Consider the following 14,784-nt stretch of genomic DNA (forward strand, 5'->3'; position numbering starts at 1 on the left):
GTTGTCCTGATGCTGCTCCTGCCCGCCCTGGCCTGGGCGCAGGCGAGCGCCAGCCTGGATCAGCTGCAGCTCAGCCGCGCCGAAGACGGCCTGCGCCTGGCGTACAGCGTGCGCCTGGAACTGCCGCGCGCCGCCGAGGACGCCCTGCACAAGGGCGTGCCGCTGTACTTCGTGGCCGAGGCCCGCGTGGCGCGCAAGCGCTGGTACTGGCGCGACGCCACGCTGGCCCGCGCCGAGCGCCAGTGGCGCCTGAGCTACCAGGCGCTCACGCGCCAGTACCGGCTCTCCACCGGCGGCCTGCACCAGAGCTACGAAACCCTCAGCGAGGCCCTGACCGCCCTGCGCCGCGCCAGCGCCTGGGCGATCGAGCTGCGCGAGGAACCTGACCCCGGCGCCAGCTACCTGCTGAGCTTCAGCCTGCGGCTGGACACCCGCCAGCTGCCTGCGCCCTTGCAGATCGGCCTGGGCAGCGAGGCGGAATGGGGCGTGCGCAGCGAGCGCCCGGTGCACCCGGCGGAGCTGGGTCTGGCCTCATGACGGAGGTGCAGGGTTCCAGCCGGCTCGGGCGCTGGGCCTGGACGCTGAGCCTGCTGACCGTGGCGGCCGCCAGCGGCGTGCTGGCCTACCTGCTCTCCATCGGTGCCACCACGCCCAGCGGTTTCATCGAGCGGCACCAGGCCTGGCTGTACTGGCTGAACCTGGGCGTTGGCGCCCTGCTCGGCTTGGTGGCCCTGGGCGCGGCGCTGCGCCTGGTCTGGCGGGTGCGGCGTGGCCGCTTCGGCGGCCACCTGCTTGGCCGCCTGGCCCTGGTGTTCGCCGCCGTGGCGGTCGGGCCGGGGGCGCTGATCTATGCGGTGTCCTATTCCTTCGTGAACCGCTCCATCGAAAGCCTGTTCGACGTGCGCCTGGCCAGCGCGCTGGAAGCCGGCCTCGACCTGGGCCGCGCCACGTTGGACGCCCAGGTGCAGGACCTGAGCCAGCTCGCCCGCCAGGGCGCGCGCCGCCTGGCTGAGCCCGGCGGCGCGGCCGCCACGTTGGCGCTGGCGCGCCTGCGCGAGCAATGGGACGCCCAGCGCGTGGCCCTGCTGAACGCGCGCGGCGAAGTGGTGGACGAGGCCACGCCGCCCGAGGCCTCGCTGGCGCGCGAGCGCCTGCCCGCCAGCCTGCTGCGTCAGGCCACCGAGCGCGGCCTGGTGGCGCGCCTGGAAGGCCTGGACGACGAGGCCGCCGCGCTGCGCGGCGAGGCCCTGATCCGCGTGCTGGTGCGCATGCCGGCCACGCTCAGCCTGGTGGACGCCGACCGCTACCTGCTGGTCGAGCGTCGCCCGCCCAAGGCGGTGATCCGCAACGCCCTGGCGGTGCAGGAGGCGAATGTGGAGTACCAGCGCCGCGGCCTGGAGCGTGAGGGCCTGCGCAAGATGTACCTGGGCACCCTGACTCTGGTGCTGGTGCTGGCGGTGTTCGTGGCCATGCTGCTGGCCATCCAGCTGGGCAACCACCTTGCCAAGCCCCTGCTGCTGCTGGCCGACGGCATGCGCCAGGTGGCCGCCGGCGATCTGGGCCGCAAGCCGGTGCTCGGTTCGCGTGACGAACTGGGCGGCCTGACGCGCGCCTTCGCCGACATGACCGACCAGCTCGGCGCCGCCCGGGCCGAGGCCGAGCGCAGCGTGCGCGCGCTGGATGCCGCGCGCGGCGAGCTGCAGACCATCCTGGACAACCTGACCGCCGGCGTTATCGTGTTCGACCGCCAGCACCGCGTGCTGCGCGCCAACCCGGGCGCCGCCGCCATCCTGGAGCACGAGCTGCCCGAGCACGAAGCCCTGCCCGAGGATCTGCAGGCCCTGGACGAGCAGCTCTGGCCGCGCTTTGCCGGCCTGGCCGACGACGACGAAGACTTCTGGCAGGCCACGCTGGAGCTGCGCCTGCGCGCCGCCGCCCTGCCCATCACCCTGCTGCTGCGCGGCGCCCAACTGCCCCAGGGCGACTGGCTGCTGGTGTTCGACGACATCTCCGAGGTCGTCTCCGCCCAGCGCAGCGCCGCCTGGGGCGAGGTGGCGCGGCGCGTGGCGCACGAGATCAAGAACCCGCTCACGCCCATCCAGCTCTCGGCCGAGCGCCTGCAGCACAAGCTGGAGGCCAAGCTGAGCGAGGAGAGCGACCGCGCCATGCTGGCGCGCGCCGTGGCCACCATCGTCAACCAGGTGCAGGCGATGAAGCAGCTGGTCAACGAGTTCCGCGACTACGCGCGCCTGCCCGCCGCCCAGCTCGCCCCGCTGAATCTGAACGGCCTGATTCGCGAGGTGATGGGCCTGTACCCCGATGCGGTCGAGTCCGGCCGCCTGGTGGCGGAGCTCGAAACCGGCCTGCCGGCGCTGATGGGCGACGCCTCCCAACTGCGCCAGGTCATCCACAACCTGGTGCAAAACGCCCTCGACGCGGTGAGTGAACGCCCGGATGGGCGCGTCGTTGTAAATACGAAACAATTGCGCCATGACGATGGTTCGGTGCGCGCTTTGCGTCTAAGCCTGAGCGACAACGGCCCCGGCTTTGCCGAGCAGGTTCTGACCCGCGCCTTCGAACCCTATGTGACAACAAAGAGCAAAGGCACGGGCCTGGGCCTGGCGGTGGTCAAGAAGATCGCTGACGAGCACGGAGCCCGCATCCGATTGAGCAATCTCGCTTCCGCTTCCAACGATCCCGGCGGCCCGCCCCAGGGCGCTGTGGTTTCCCTGACCTTCGCCAACCTGGCCGGCGGCAACGCCGCAGCCGGCTGATTCCTGCATGGCCACCATTCTTGTTGTTGACGATGAACTGGGCATTCGCGGCCTGCTGTCGGAGATCCTCTCCGATGAAGGCCACACCGTCGAACTGGCGGAGAACGCGGCCGCGGCGCGCGCGGCGCGCGAGCGACTGCGGCCCGATCTGATCCTGCTCGACATCTGGATGCCCGACGTCGACGGCATCACCCTGCTGAAGGAATGGAGCGGCGCCGGCCTGCTGACCATGCCCGTCATCATGATGAGCGGGCACGGCACCATCGACACGGCGGTCGAAGCCACTAAGCATGGCGCCATCGCCTTCCTGGAAAAGCCCATCACGCTGCAGAAGCTGCTGCGCGCGGTGGAGCAGGCGCTGGCCCGCAACGCGCCGCGCCCGCCTGCGCCGCCGCCCATGCCCAGCTGGGCCCGCGGTACCGACACCGTCTTCGCCGCCCCCATGCCGGCCCTGGCGCCGCTCAGCAGCCATGTCGGCCTGAGCGCGCACAGCGGCCCGGCGCCCGAGCAGCTCTTCCACCTCGACCGCCCGCTGCGCGAGGCGCGCGACGCCTTCGAGAAGAGCTACTTCGAGTTCCATCTGGCCAAGGAAAACGGCTCGATGACCCGGGTGGCCGAGAAGACCGGGCTGGAGCGCACCCACCTGTACCGCAAGCTCAAGCAGCTGGGTGTGGACATCAGCCGCAACAAGCGCACGGCCTGATTCTGAAAAAGCTGTGCTATAGTCGCAGGCTTTCCAGGGGCAACCCTGGGGAAGTTAGCAAGAAGAACAAAAAGGCCAAGTAGCTCAGTTGGTAGAGCAGCGGATTGAAAATCCGCGTGTCGGTGGTTCGATTCCGCCCTTGGCCACCAAATACCAAAAGGTCCGTCTCCCGACGGGCCTTTGCTTGACCGGCGTCAGCCGGCCAGCACTGCGGGAATAGCTCAGTTGGTAGAGCGCAACCTTGCCAAGGTTGAGGTCGCGAGTTCGAGCCTCGTTTCCCGCTCCAAATGGCTCAGGCCGCCCATGTGGCTCAGTGGTAGAGCACTCCCTTGGTAAGGGAGAGGTCGCGGGTCCGATTCCCGCCATGGGCACCACCGGCCCAGCCCCCAACGCCCCAACACCCCCCCTGTTTCAGCCCGGTGCGCGGTACACCAGCACCTTGAGCGCGCGCGTCTCGTCCACGTCGGCAAAGGCCAGTGGGTTGGGCAGGCGCTGCATGAACTGCAGCGTGGGCGCCTGCTCCGCCATCAGCTGCTGCAGCCACTCGGGGCCGAGCTTGGGCGTGTTCAGGCACACCAGGGCCTCGCCGCCCGGCGCCAGCAGTTCGGGCAGGCGGCGCGCCAAACGCGCGTAGTCCTTGGTGGCCACGAAGCTGCCCTTCTGGTAGCTGGGCGGATCGGCAATCACCAGCTCGTAGGGGCCGCCGCGGGTCAGCTTGCCCCAGCTCTTGAACAGGTCATGCGCCAGGAAGCTGGCTGCGCCCTTGGGCAGGCCGTTGAGCTCGTGATTGCGTCGGCCCAGGGCCAGGGCGCCGGGGCTCATGTCCACATTCACCACCTGCGCCGCCCCGCCCTGCAGCGCCGCCACCGAAAAGGCGCAGCTGTAGGCAAACAGGTTCAGCACCTTGGCCCCCGGCCGGGCGGCGCAGAAGGCGCGCACATGCTGGCGGCCGGCCGCCATGTCCAGGAACAGGCCATGGTTCTGACCGCGCGGCAGATGCACCAGGTACTGCGCACCGTCCTCGGGCACGACATGGGGCTCGGGCACCGCGCCGGCCATCAGGCGCGTGGTCGGGCGCTTCTCGCCGCCCACTTCGCGGCCCTGATAAAGCCAGTTCAAGGCCTGGCCAGGCGCCAGTTCGGCGTAGCGCGCGGCCAGGGCGACGTGGACGGCGGCCAGCTCGGCCTCGCTGAGCGCCTGCTCGAAGCTGGTCAGCAGGAAGCAGGGCGGGTACCAGTCCAGCGTCAGGTGTTCGCAGCCGGGGTATCGGCCGCCACGGCCGTGGAAGAGGCGGGTGGCTTGAGGCGGCAGTTGCAGTGCCGCCAGAGCCTGGAGCAGGGGGGCGATCGTCATCGGGCCGCAGTGTCTGCCATGCGCCGCGCCGGGCCGATGATGGCGGCTCCCCTGGCCTGTCAACCCGCATGCCCCACCGAGCCCTTCTTGTCGCGCTGCTGGTGCTCGCCGGTGCCGCCCGCGGCGCGCCGGATTGCGCCGCGCCCACGCGACAGGCGCTGCGCATCGAGCTGCCGGCGCCCGGACCGCAAGCGGCGGAAGTGGCGCTGGCCCTGCCATCCAGTTGTACGGAGCGGGCGCCGCTGCTGATCGTGAGCACCACCTCGGATGCCGGTTACCAGTCGAGCCGGGCCTTGATGGCCGTCTACCAGCCCGCGGCCCTGGCCGCCGGCTGGGCGCTGTTGGCGGTGGACCCGGACCCGCCGGTGCCGAGCGCGCATGACACCTTGGCGCTGCGCTGGCAGCTTCTGCAGGCCGCCCTGGCGGCGGCCCGGCAGCGGCAGGCCCAGCTGGGCCGCGCTGGCCTGGCGCTGGCCGGCTTCTCGGGCGGGGCCAAGTACGCCAGCTGGCTGGCTGCCCTGCTGGTTCGCGAGGGCGAGCCCGTCACCGGCCTGTTCCTGTCCGGCGTCAATGAAGACCAGGTAAGCCCCGCGGCGCGCAGCCTGGAGGTGCTGGATGGGCGCTACCGCCAGCTGCCCATCGTGCTGCAGAGCGGCCGCGCCGATGCGGTGGCCACGCCGCGCCAGCACCGTGCCGTCGAGGCCGCGCTGCGCGAACAAGGCTTCCGGCAGCTGCGCCTGCGGACCGTCGACGGCGGCCATGCCCCCAGCATCGACGCTCTGCCAGAAGCACTGGCCTGGTTTGCCGAGCGGATGACGGATACGCGCCGGCGGTGATTCCGTTCAATACACGCAAGCCCGCGCTCCCTAGCCTGCACGCCGTCCCTTCACGGAGTCGCAGCCTTGATCCCGCACCACGAACTCGCCATGGCCGGCTTTGCGCTGGCCGCCTCCATCTCACCCGGTCCCGTGAACCTGTTGACCCTGCGCGCCGGTGCCCTGCACGGCTGGCCCGCCGGGCTGCGCGTGGCCTGGGGCGCGACCCTGGGCTTCACCGCCCTGCTGCTGCTGGCGGGCCTGGGCCTGCAGTCGGCCTGGGCGCGCTGGCCCTTGCTGAACGAGGCCCTGCACTGGGCCGGCTTGGCCTTTCTGCTCTGGATGGCCTGGCAGCTGGCGCGGGATGCGGGCGAACTGGGGCCGGCCCGGGGCGAGCGCGCCGGGGCCTGGCTGGCCGCCGCGGCGCAGTGGCTGAACCCCAAGGCCTGGCTGGCCGCGCTGGCCGGCACGGGCTTGTTTGCGGGCGGTGGCGAACTGGACCGGGTGCTGCAATTCACCGCCATCTACGCCGTGGTCTGTCTGGCCTCGATGGCTTGCTGGGGCCTGGCCGGCGCCTGCCTGGGCGGGCGGGTGCGCGGTGGCGCGGGCCTGCGCCGGCTCAATCGTGTGCTGGCGCTCCTGCTGCTGCTCAGCGCGCTCGCGCTTTGGCGCTGAACAGGCCGCGCCGGTAGGCGCCCGGGGTGCTGGCGTGCTGGCGGCGGTAGTGGCGTTGCCAATGCGCCTGATCGGCAAAGCCGGTGGCCGCAGCCACCTCGGCCAGCGGCAGCTCGCCCTGGCGCAGCAGGGCGCGGCTGGCGCGCACGCGCACATCGTTCAGGTAGGCGTGTGGCGTGAGGCCGGTATGCGTGCGGAACAGGCGTGTCAGCTGGTTGACCGAGAGCCCGGCAGCGGCGGCGAAGTCGGCCAGACTCAGGGGCTCGTCGTGGCGGGCCTGCATCAGCGTGATAGCGGCCTGCAGGCGCGGGTCGGGCGCCGCGCCAGGGCCGGTACCCGCTGCCGCGCACAGGGCCCGGAAGAAGTCCTCGCACAGGGGGGCGCAAGCCTCGGGGGCCGGGCCCTCCAGGGCCTGCACCAGGGCCCGGAAGGACTGGCTCAGCGCGGGTTCGCGCAGCACGGCGGCAGCCAGGGGGTGAAATTGCCCATGCCCCTGCTGCAGGCCGGCCAGCCAGCCCGGCTCCACATAGAGCATGGTGTAGGCCCAGGGCTGGGCCTCGTCGCGCGCGCGGCAGGCGTGCAGCAGGCCGGGGTTCATCAGCACGAGGTCACCCGGGCCGACCGGCTCTTCCTCCCGGCCATGGCGGAAGAGGCTGTGGCCAGACTCGATCAGCCCGACCGAGAACTCCGCGTGGCTGTGCAGGTCGTAGCAGAGCGAGCGACCGTCGTCAGTGGCACGCAGCTGCAGAAAGGGCAGGGCCGGGTGGGCCCAGAAGCGCTGGGGCATGGGCCGATTCTGGCCGGGCGCCGTCAAGGCGTGCCTGGCCCCAGGCATTCGCCGGCCGCGGGCAGCGGCTCGCCCGGCAGGTCCAGCGCGAACTGCAGCGAGAGCAGCTGCCAGCCCTGCGGGCCGAGCTGCCACTGCAGGCTGTTGACGCCCGTGTAGGGCGGGCTGCCGGCCTCGCGGTCGCTGCGCACGCGGCTGTAGACCTGGGCCGTGGCGCCGTAGCGGCGCAGCTCGCGCGCCAGCTCGCATTCCTGCAGCGGGCGGGGTTCGGGGCGGCTCATGGCCTGCAGGAAGTCGGCCCCGCTGAGCTGCACCGCCACCGTGCCGCGCTCGCGCGCCAGCGCGCCCCAGACCTGGGCCTGCGGATGCAGCAGCCGGCGCAGCGTGGCGGTGTCCGAGGCCTGCTGGGCGCCATGCGAGAGCGCGCGCCAGAAGTCGCTGTTGGCCTGGTTCAGTTCGGCCTGGCTGGCGGCCTGGGCGGCTGGCCCCAGCTCGCGCAGCAGCTCCGGCCAGCGCACGCGGTACACGCGGGCCAGGCCGGCCGGCTGGCCCTCCACGGGCCGCGTGCTGGCGAAGTGCAGCCACTCGCCGTCGGCGCTGATCCAGGGCGTGAACTCGAAGCCCTGTGCGCTGTTCACCGGCTCGGGCAGGCGCAGCGGGGCGCCCCAGCGGTCCTCACCCAGGCGTTCGGCCAGATAGAGGTCGCCATCGCCGCTGCGCGCGCTCCACCACAGCAGGTAGCGGCCATCGGGGCTGAGAGTGGGGTCGCCGTTGGCGCCGCCGTCGTTCAGCGGTGCGGGCAGGGCCTGCGGGGCGGCGCTGCCATCGGCCGGGGCGCGGAACAGGGCCAGCTTGCCGGGCCCGCCGGCCTGGCCCTGGGCGCGGTAGGAACCGAACCAGAGCGTGCCGCCATGGCGCTCGGGGCCGAGCTCGTAGCCCGCGCTCTGCAGGGTATCGGGCAGGCGGCGCGGCGGGCTCCAGCGGCCGTCCTCCTGCACGCGGCTCTCGAACAGGTCCAGGTGCCTGAGCGGCGCGGTGCCGGCCTCGGGGCGGTCGGAAATGAAGAGCAGCTGGCGGCCGTCGCTGCTGAGGAAGGGGTCGGAATCGCGCCAGCGCGGATCGCCATGCACCCAGGGCTCGGGCGCTTGCCAACGGCCCTCGACCCGGCGCTGCAGCCAGATGCGCGAGGCCTTGAAGCCGGTCTGCGAGCGCGCCCAGACGCGCAGCTCGCCCTGCTCCTGGTAGTTGTAGGCCTGCTCGTCGGGGGCCTCGGTCAGGGGCAGGGGCTCCAGGGTCAGCGCGCGCGCGGGCAGGGCGAGCAGGAGCAGCAGGGTGGGCAGCAGGCGCATGGTGACGGTGGAGGGGAGGGGAAGGCGCGCATGCTGCACGCGCAGCGGCCGGCGCAGGGCTGCCAGGCGACGAAGCACGGACTGGGCGGCACGGACGACGGGGCGCTTTATTCCGCGGCGCGCAATGCTGTGTTGGATCGGCCGGCGATTCCGCTTTGCCGGTGCAGCAAAGACACTGCCTGCCATCCCACCGCACCTGCTCCACCCACCCATGCGCCGCGCCAGCTTCAACCCTGCCTTCCGCCCTGCCCGCCGCTTGCATGCAGCGGCCGCACGGCGCGCCGCCCGGCCGGGCTGAGCCCGCCCCTTCCAGAAACCTTCCACTGCTCCACCGGCGCGAGAGGCGGCCGGTGCGGGTGGCTTCGTCACGCCTCTGCGCCAGAAAGACTTCCATGCACATCAAGACCATGCTCGCCAAGGCCCGCTCCGACGCGCCCATCAGCCCCACCGAGGCGCGTGACGCCATGCTCGGCTGCTTCGTCACCATCCACGGCGAGACCCTGAAGCGCGGTGCCCAGTTGCTGGGCAAGCCGCTCAGCGACGAGCAGACCGAGCAGCACGCCACCGTCATCATGAAGGGCCTGCTCGGGCCCAGCTGGGACCGCCCGACGAAGCAGGCGCTGGCCGCCGCGCGTGTGCGCATGGACCAGAAGATGAACTTCTCGCAGGCGCCGCAGGATCTGCAGGACCTGCACGAGCAGGTCTGCAACCTGATCGTCAGCAAGACGGCCTGAGCCGCGCGATGACGAACGCTCCGGACACGCTGCAGGCGCTGCGCACGCAGCTGACCGAGCACCGCCGCGCCTTGCTGGACAGCCTGCTGGTGGCGGCCTGGATGGTCGAGGCGCGCGACCTCTACACCGGCGGGCATCTGTGGCGGGTGGCACGGCTGGCGCATGCGCTGGCGAGCGCCAGCGGCGCGGACGCACGCGAGGCCGGCCGCATCGCCATGGCGGGCTTCCTGCACGACCTGGGCAAGGTCGGCATCCCGGATGCGATCCTGCGCAAGCCCGGGCCGCTGACGCCGGCCGAGTACGCCACCATCAAGACGCACCCGGGCGTGGGCGCGCGCATGCTGGGCGGGCACCCGCTGGCCGAGCTGGTGGTGGGCGTCATCCACCACCACCACGAGACGCCCGATGGCCGCGGCTATCCCTCGGGCCTGGCGGGCGCGCAGATCCCTGCCGATGCGCGGCTGGTCGGGCTTTGCGATGCCTTTGACGCCATGACGAGCACGCGCCCCTACCGCGCCGGCATGGCGGTGGCCGAGGCGCTGGACCGGATCGAGGCCGGGCTGGGCCGCCAGTTCGACGCCGAGCTCGGCGCCCGGTTCCTGCGCTTGGGCCACGCCGGGGCGTTCGACGCCATCGTCGGCCACAGCGACGCGGGCATCCCCCTGCAGCACTGCCTGCGCTGTGGCCCGACCCTGATCCGCCACCGGGACACGCGCGCCGGCTCGCACCAGGGCTGCCCGGTGTGCGAGGCCCGCATCCGCTGGGACGAAGGCCCGCTGGGCCTGGAGCCGGTGCCCACCGGCGAGGCCGCGCCGGCCGAGGAGCTGGAGCCGACCCTGGACCGCGCGCAGATCACGGCCCTGGTGGCCGAGTGGACCGAGGTGCTGGTGGTCTGAGGGGCCGCCGCTCAGGGCCGCGCTGCCGCGCGCCGGCGGTGTGCGGCAATCGCCGCCTGCAGCTCCTGCAATTCCTCGCAGCCGAGCACGCAGATCGCGCGCAGCGCCTCCAGGTGCTGCTCGGCGCTGGCCACATCGCCCACCATCAGGTAGGCCTCGCCGATGTACTCGTGCGCGCCGCGGTGGCGCGGGTCAAGGGCCAGGGCGCGCTTGTAGTGCGCAAAGGCGGGGGGCAGCTGGCCAAGCTTGCGGTGGCTGTAGCCCAGGTCGTTGTGCAGCTGGGCGGAATCGGGGAAGCGCTTGAGCGCCGCCTCCAGCAAGGGCAGGGCGCGGGCGAAGTCCTGGGCCTTGAGGGCGGCGCTGGCCGCGGCGTAGTCGGGGTCGGCGGCCAGGGCCTCTTCGGCGCCATCTTCGGAGGGCGCGGCAGCCAGTGGGCGGGTCAGCAGGGCGCAGCCTGCCAGCAAGACCAGGCGCCGCGGGCTCATTGCTTGGCCAGGAAGGCTTTGGCGCGTGCCACCTCGGGCAGCGCGGTGTCGGCGTTCCGGGTCAGCTCGATCAGCCGGGCATGGTGCTCGGCGGCCTTGGCGGGCAGGCCGGCGGCCTCGGCCGCGGCGGCGGCGCCGGCGAAGCCGCGCAGGCGGTTGGGTTCGCGGCGCTGGGATTGCTCGAACGCCTGCAGCGCTGCCGCCGGCTGCTGCTGCGCCAGCAGCAGCTCGCCCAGCAGTTCGCGCGCCGGCACCACGCGGCCGGGGGTGACGATGTGCTTCTCGTTGCGGTCTTCCAGGTCGGCGGCGGCGCGCATCAGGCGCAGGGCCTCGTCGGCCTGCCCCTTCGCCTGGGCGATCCAGGCCGCCACCGCAATGCGCTGCACCTCCACCTCGGTGGCCCAGTAGCCCTGCTTGGCCTCCTGCAGGCTCTTGTGCAAGGCCTGCAGGCGCTGGGCCGCGGCCTCGGCGGCCACGGCATCGCCGCTGCGCGCGGCACCCAGGGCGCGCGCGAAGTGGGTGATGGCCTCGGTGTGCGCAAAGGCCGTGCCCTGCACGGGCAGCTGGGCGGCGGCGGCCCAGTCGCCACGCTCCAGCGCCAGGCGGGCCGGCATGGCCACGGCGGCATAGGGGCCGGCAAACTGCGGCAGCTGCGCGCCGCCGGCGCTCTGGAACTCGGTCAGCACCTGGCGCGCGGCCTGGTCGCGGCCCAGCTGCAGCTCGGCGTAGACGAGGTAGTCGGCGGCATGGAAGGCGTCCACGGTGCTGCTGTCCTTCTTGGCCGCCGCGGCCGAGCGCCGGTTCAGCGCCACCGAATCCGACCAGGCCCCGACGCGCGTGAAGATGTGCGAGGGCATGTGCAGCGCATGGGCCGAATCGGGCGCGATGGCGGAGTAGCGCCGCGCCGCGGGCAGGCCCAGGTGCGCGATCGGCGGGGCGTCGTAGCTGTGGATCAGGTAGTGCGCCACGCCGGGGTGCTCGGGGTACTTGGCGAACAGCCTTTCCAGCAGGCCGGCGGCCTTGAGGTAGGCGGCATAGCTCTGGTCGGCCTGCGACTGCGTGCCGGCGATGTAGAGCGCGGCAAAGATCTGCGCCTCATCGTCCTCGGGGTACTTCGCCGCCAGGGCCTCGAAGGCCTGTGCGCGCGTGAGCTGGCGGGCGCGCTCGGGGCGGTTGGCGAAGTCGGCGTAGTAGGCGGCCACGGCCTCCAGGTAGCCGAGCTCGCGCTCGCTCCTGGCGCCCAGGCGGCGGCCCTCGTCGATCAGGGCCTGCGCGGCCTCGGCGGCCTTGGGCGAGGCGCCCTGGCCGGCCAGCGGGTTGTTCATCAGCAGGGCGGCCAGGCCGAAGCGCGCCACGGTGCAGCCGGGGTCCTGGGCCAGCACCTGGCGGAAGGTCTTCTCGCCGGCCGAGTACCAGAAGGAATGCAGCATCGCCAGGCCGCGCTGCAGCTCGGCCTGCACCGCGGGGCTGCAGGAGTTGGCGAACTGCACCTTGCCGAGCTGACCCCCGCCGGCTTCGGCTTCATGCGCGCCGGCCGGGCCGGTCAGGGTGAGCGACAGGGTGGCGGCAAGCGCCAGGGGCTTGAAGGACATGGGGGCCTCCTGCTGAGCCGGCCGATTCTGCGCTTGCGCGCCCTTTCAGGGGAGGGGGTCCCAGGGCTCTCCGGCAAAGCGCGCGGCCAGGTAATCCACCATCAGGCGCAGCAGCTGCGGCGGGTGCTGGCGCGAGGCCATCACCGCATGCAGGCCCAGGGGCTCGGGCTCCCAGGCCGGCAGCACGGCCTGCAGCCGCCCCTGCGCCAGCAGCTCGCCCACCAGGTAGGTGGGCAGCATGGCGATGCCCAGGCCGCCCAGCACCGCCTGCAGGGTGGCGCCGGCCTCATTGCTCTGCAGCGGGCCGCTGATGGGCACGCGCAGCAGCCGGCCCTCGTGCAGCAGCCGGTACTCCCCGCGGTTCAGGTTGGCGTGGCTGATGCAGCGGTGCAGGCGCAGCTCGGCCGGCTCGGCAGGGGCACCGGCCTGCCGCAGATAGGCCGGGCTGGCGCACAGCACCGAGCGGCAGGTGGCCAGGCGGCGCGCCACCAGGCCTTCGTCCAGGCGGTTGCTGATGCGCAGCGCCAGGTCGATGCGCTCCTCCACCAGGTGCACGGTGCGGTCGGCCGCCAGCAGCTCCACCTGCACCTGCGGGTGCTGCTGCAGAAAGTCCGCCAGCGCGGGCCCCAGCTGGGCGATGGCGAAGGAGGTGCTGCAGCTGATGCGCAGGCGCCCGCGCGGCTGGCTGCGTGCGGCTTGCTGGCCCAGCTGTTCGTGCAGCTCGGTGCGCAGCTGCAGCAGCTGGCGGCAGCGCGGCAGGGCCTGCTCGCCGGCATCCGTCAGGCTCAGGCGGCGGGTGGTGCGCTGCAGCAGGCGCACGCCGAGTTCACGCTCCAGGCTTTCCAGGTAGCGGCTGACCATGGCGCGCGACATCTCCAGCGCCTCGGCCGCGGCGCTCAGGCTGCCGCGGTCCACCACCTCGACGAAGACCTGAACGGCGGTATGGCGGTCCATGCGCTTCCTTTTCATTGCGTCGATTGACGCAACAAAGCATCGCATGGCGTGCGGTTTATTTGCGCGATGCGAACTTCTAGAGTTCAGCCCATCGACACCCCTCATGCCCTCATCGCCATGCAAGCCAAAACCCTGATCACCAGCGCGCTCGCCTCCAGCCTCAGCGTGGCCGCCGCGGCCCAACCCCTGCAGCTACAGGTCTACAACGCGCCGGCCGGTAGCTTCCACGCCAATGCGGTGCTGGTGAGCGGCGAGAAGGAGGCCGTGCTGCTGGACACCGGCTTCACCCGCGCCGACGCGCTGCGCATTGCCGCCCTGGTGCTGGACAGCGGCAAGCAGCTCAAGACCATCTACATCAGCCAGGCCGACCCCGACTTCTACTTCGGCGCCGCGCTGCTGCAGCAGCAGTTCCCGCAGGCGCGGCTGGTGAGCACGGCCGCCACGCGCCAGAAGATCGAGGCCACGCTGGCCACCAAGCTGCAGGTCTGGGGCCCGCGTCTGGGCGCCAATGCCCCGCAATCCGTGCCGCTGCCCGAGGCACTGGCGGGCGATGTCATCGAGCTCGAAGGCGAGCGCCTGGAGCTGCGCGGCCTGGACGACGGGCTGCCGCTGCGCAGCTATGTCTGGATCCCTTCGCTCAAGACCATCGCCGGTGGCGTCAATGTGTTTGCTGGTCTGCACTTGTGGACGGCCGACACGCAAACCCCCGCCGAGCGCGCCGCCTGGGCGCAGAAGCTGGCGCAGATGGCGGCGCTGCAGCCGCAGCGCGTCATTCCCGGCCACAGCCTGCCGGGCCAGGCGCAGGACCTGACGGCGATCCGCTGGAGCCAGGACTATCTGGCCCGCTTCGAGACGGAGCTGCCGCAGGCCGCGAACAGCGCCTCGCTGATCGAGCGCCTGCGCACCGCCTACCCGCAGGCCGGTCTGGGCATCGCGCTGGAGATCGGCGCCAAGGTCAACAAGGGCGAGATGAAGTGGTGAGCAGGGCGGGCGATCATTCGCCCATGCTGCGCACCCTCAAAGACCTGTTCGGATCCCTGTTCGACACCCCAGGCCCCGCCGCCCCCGACCCCCACACGCTGGAGCTGGCCACCGCCGTGCTGCTGGTGGAGGTGATGCGGGCCGAGGCCGGCATCGGCGCCGCCGAGCGCGCCGCCGCGCTGCGCGCGCTGCAGGCCAAGTTCGCCCTCAGCGCCGAGGAGGTCGACACCCTGCTGGGCCACGCCGAAGGCGTGGCCCAGGACGCCACCGACCTGCACCAGTTCACCACCCTGCTGAACCAGCATCTGGACGAGGTCGCCAAGCTGCGTGTGGTGGAGGCGATGTGGGCGGTGGCCTTTGCCGATGGCGAGCTGGCCGCGCACGAGCGCCATGTGCTGTGGCGGGTGGCGGACCTGCTGCACGTGAAGCACGCGGACTCGATGGCCGCCAAGCTGCGTGCCCAGGCCGCTGCCGCCCCGCGGCTGTAAGCGGCCGTAACAGGCTCGGGCGGGCGCTTGTAGAAACCGGACAGCAAGTTGCGTGCGGCCTGACAGCGGGCGTCACCCGCGCTGACCAGGGCTGTCAGTCCGGCGCCCGGCCCGGCCCGCCGCACCTGGGAAGGGGGGGCTGGCACATCGCTTGCAGAACCCTGGCCATGCCCACCCGTCCGCGGTGGCGCGGAGCAA

Annotated in this window: 15 protein-coding genes and 3 tRNA genes; 12 read left to right on the forward strand and 6 right to left on the reverse strand. The window is 72.2% G+C overall.

The genetic code is table 11. The annotated features are described in order from the left end of the window. Window positions 1-9 precede the first annotated feature (9 nt). The 6 genes from I7X39_RS09580 to I7X39_RS09605 all read left to right on the forward strand — a co-directional run bounded on the left by I7X39_RS09580 (window position 10) and on the right by I7X39_RS09605 (window position 3,851). Window positions 10-537 carry a DUF4390 domain-containing protein gene (locus tag I7X39_RS09580; RefSeq protein ID WP_198110930.1) on the forward strand — a complete coding sequence of 176 codons (528 nt, stop codon included), beginning with the start codon at window positions 10-12 and terminating at the stop codon, window positions 535-537. Then, entirely contained in the window at window positions 534-2,774 is a 2,241-nt protein-coding gene (locus tag I7X39_RS09585; RefSeq protein WP_198110931.1) for a sensor histidine kinase, read from the forward strand. The genes I7X39_RS09580 and I7X39_RS09585 overlap by 4 nt, the downstream gene beginning before the upstream one ends. Window positions 2,775-2,781: 7 nt before the next feature. Then, window positions 2,782-3,477: a response regulator gene (locus I7X39_RS09590; RefSeq protein ID WP_198110932.1), complete on the forward strand. Its 696-nt coding sequence runs from the start codon at window positions 2,782-2,784 to the stop codon at window positions 3,475-3,477. 73 nt (window positions 3,478-3,550) lie between these two features. After that, a tRNA-Phe gene (locus tag I7X39_RS09595) sits at window positions 3,551-3,626 on the forward strand. 61 nt (window positions 3,627-3,687) lie between these two features. Continuing rightward, a tRNA-Gly gene (locus tag I7X39_RS09600) sits at window positions 3,688-3,763 on the forward strand. 13 nt (window positions 3,764-3,776) lie between these two features. Next, window positions 3,777-3,851, forward strand: a tRNA-Thr gene (locus I7X39_RS09605). A gap of 37 nt (window positions 3,852-3,888) precedes the next feature. On the opposite strand, the gene I7X39_RS09610 is transcribed toward I7X39_RS09605, so the two are convergent. After that, window positions 3,889-4,824: a class I SAM-dependent methyltransferase gene (locus tag I7X39_RS09610; RefSeq protein ID WP_198110982.1), complete on the reverse strand. Its 936-nt coding sequence runs from the start codon at window positions 4,822-4,824 to the stop codon at window positions 3,889-3,891. A gap of 74 nt (window positions 4,825-4,898) precedes the next feature. Between I7X39_RS09610 and I7X39_RS09615 the strand changes: the two genes are divergently transcribed. Continuing rightward, complete coding sequence (locus I7X39_RS09615; protein WP_198110933.1) at window positions 4,899-5,666, forward strand: alpha/beta hydrolase; 768 nt, start codon at window positions 4,899-4,901, stop codon at window positions 5,664-5,666. Window positions 5,667-5,756: 90 nt separating this feature from the next. Beyond that, the gene (locus tag I7X39_RS09620; protein WP_198110983.1) at window positions 5,757-6,320 is read left to right on the forward strand and encodes a LysE family translocator; all 564 of its coding nucleotides are present in this window, start codon (window positions 5,757-5,759) and stop codon (window positions 6,318-6,320) included. Here the strand turns inward: I7X39_RS09620 and I7X39_RS09625 are convergent. Further along, window positions 6,295-7,107, reverse strand: a complete 813-nt coding sequence (locus I7X39_RS09625) for an AraC family transcriptional regulator (protein WP_198110934.1) — start codon at window positions 7,105-7,107, stop codon at window positions 6,295-6,297. The two genes, I7X39_RS09620 and I7X39_RS09625, sit on opposite strands and share 26 nt — an antisense overlap. A gap of 23 nt (window positions 7,108-7,130) precedes the next feature. After that, a complete protein-coding gene (locus tag I7X39_RS09630) occupies window positions 7,131-8,534 on the reverse strand; it encodes a nuclear transport factor 2 family protein (protein ID WP_198110935.1) in 1,404 nt (467 codons plus the stop codon). A gap of 314 nt (window positions 8,535-8,848) precedes the next feature. Between I7X39_RS09630 and I7X39_RS09635 the strand changes: the two genes are divergently transcribed. Continuing rightward, window positions 8,849-9,190 carry a hypothetical protein gene (locus I7X39_RS09635; RefSeq protein ID WP_198110936.1) on the forward strand — a complete coding sequence of 114 codons (342 nt, stop codon included), beginning with the start codon at window positions 8,849-8,851 and terminating at the stop codon, window positions 9,188-9,190. 8 nt (window positions 9,191-9,198) lie between these two features. Further along, complete coding sequence (locus I7X39_RS09640; protein WP_198110937.1) at window positions 9,199-10,086, forward strand: HD-GYP domain-containing protein; 888 nt, start codon at window positions 9,199-9,201, stop codon at window positions 10,084-10,086. An 11-nt stretch (window positions 10,087-10,097) separates the two neighbouring features. Here the strand turns inward: I7X39_RS09640 and I7X39_RS09645 are convergent, their stop codons facing one another. Genes I7X39_RS09645 through I7X39_RS09655 form a run of 3 tightly spaced genes read right to left on the reverse strand, consistent with a single transcriptional unit; the run spans window position 10,098 to window position 13,117 of the window. Further along, window positions 10,098-10,571 carry a tetratricopeptide repeat protein gene (locus tag I7X39_RS09645; RefSeq protein WP_198110938.1) on the reverse strand — a complete coding sequence of 158 codons (474 nt, stop codon included), beginning with the start codon at window positions 10,569-10,571 and terminating at the stop codon, window positions 10,098-10,100. Next, window positions 10,568-12,163, reverse strand: a complete 1,596-nt coding sequence (locus I7X39_RS09650; RefSeq protein WP_198110939.1) for a tetratricopeptide repeat protein — start codon at window positions 12,161-12,163, stop codon at window positions 10,568-10,570. The genes I7X39_RS09645 and I7X39_RS09650 overlap by 4 nt, the downstream gene beginning before the upstream one ends. A 45-nt stretch (window positions 12,164-12,208) precedes the next feature. Continuing rightward, on the reverse strand, window positions 12,209-13,117 hold the full coding sequence (locus tag I7X39_RS09655; protein ID WP_198110940.1) for a LysR family transcriptional regulator: 909 nt from the start codon (window positions 13,115-13,117) through the stop codon (window positions 12,209-12,211). A gap of 117 nt (window positions 13,118-13,234) precedes the next feature. Between I7X39_RS09655 and I7X39_RS09660 the strand changes: the two genes are divergently transcribed. Continuing rightward, window positions 13,235-14,098 carry an MBL fold metallo-hydrolase gene (locus tag I7X39_RS09660; RefSeq protein WP_198110941.1) on the forward strand — a complete coding sequence of 288 codons (864 nt, stop codon included), beginning with the start codon at window positions 13,235-13,237 and terminating at the stop codon, window positions 14,096-14,098. A 23-nt stretch (window positions 14,099-14,121) separates the two neighbouring features. Continuing rightward, the gene (locus I7X39_RS09665) at window positions 14,122-14,586 is read left to right on the forward strand and encodes a tellurite resistance TerB family protein (protein ID WP_198110942.1); all 465 of its coding nucleotides are present in this window, start codon (window positions 14,122-14,124) and stop codon (window positions 14,584-14,586) included. Window positions 14,587-14,784 lie beyond the last annotated feature (198 nt).

The sequence above is a fragment of the Inhella proteolytica genome, from assembly GCF_016093275.1.
GTDB lineage: Bacteria > Pseudomonadota > Gammaproteobacteria > Burkholderiales > Burkholderiaceae_C > Inhella > Inhella proteolytica.